This window comes from Ralstonia sp. SET104, assembly GCF_003851545.1.
Classification (GTDB): Bacteria; Pseudomonadota; Gammaproteobacteria; order Burkholderiales; family Burkholderiaceae; genus Ralstonia.
Genome location: NZ_BHVX01000043.1, coordinates 1 through 632 on the forward strand (window position 1 = coordinate 1; position 632 = coordinate 632).

Annotated in this window: 1 protein-coding gene and 1 pseudogene; both read right to left on the bottom strand. The window is 61.9% G+C overall.

Features of this window, described 5'->3' with window-relative positions; genetic code table 11:
* Positions 1–299: 2Fe-2S iron-sulfur cluster-binding protein (locus PSUB009319_RS22725; protein WP_260393128.1), on the bottom strand; the 299-nt coding region annotated here is incomplete at its 3' end.
* Between the two features lie 30 nt (positions 300–329).
* Positions 330–632, bottom strand: a pseudogene (locus tag PSUB009319_RS22730) (succinate dehydrogenase/fumarate reductase flavoprotein subunit); the annotation flags it as partial.

Consider the following 632-nt stretch of genomic DNA (forward strand, 5'->3'; position numbering starts at 1 on the left):
ATCAGGTCGCGCACCACGGGCAGCCCCGGCAGCGGGCGCAGCACGATCTTCTCGGGCAGCTCACGCATGTTGGTCAGGCAGGCCAGACCGTTCTTGCCGTTGATGTTCATGGCGTCGGAGCCGCACACGCCCTCGCGGCACGAGCGACGGAACGCGATCGACTCGTCCAGCTTCTTCAGCTTGACCAGCGCGTCGAGCAGCATGCGCTCGTGACCGTCGAGTTCAACCTCATAGGTCTGCATGCGGGGCGCTGCGTCCTTGTCCGGATCGTAGCGATAGACTTCAAAAATACGCTTCATTTTTGCGGGTCCCTTATCTGAGCCGATCAGTTAGAACGTACGTGCCTTCGGCGGCACGGTTTCCACCGACAGCGGCTTCATCTGCACGGGCTTGTAATCGAGACGGTTGCCTTCGCTGTACCACAGCGAGTGCTTGAGCCAGGTTTCGTCGTCGCGGTTCGGGAAGTCGCTGTGGGCGTGAGCGCCACGCGATTCCTTGCGGGCAGCGGCCGATACCATCGTCGCCTTGGCGACTTCCACCAGGTTGGCCACTTCCAGCGCTTCGACGCGCGCGGTGTTGAACACCTTGGACTTGTCCTTCAGGTGGATGTTGGCGCTACGCTCGGCCACTTC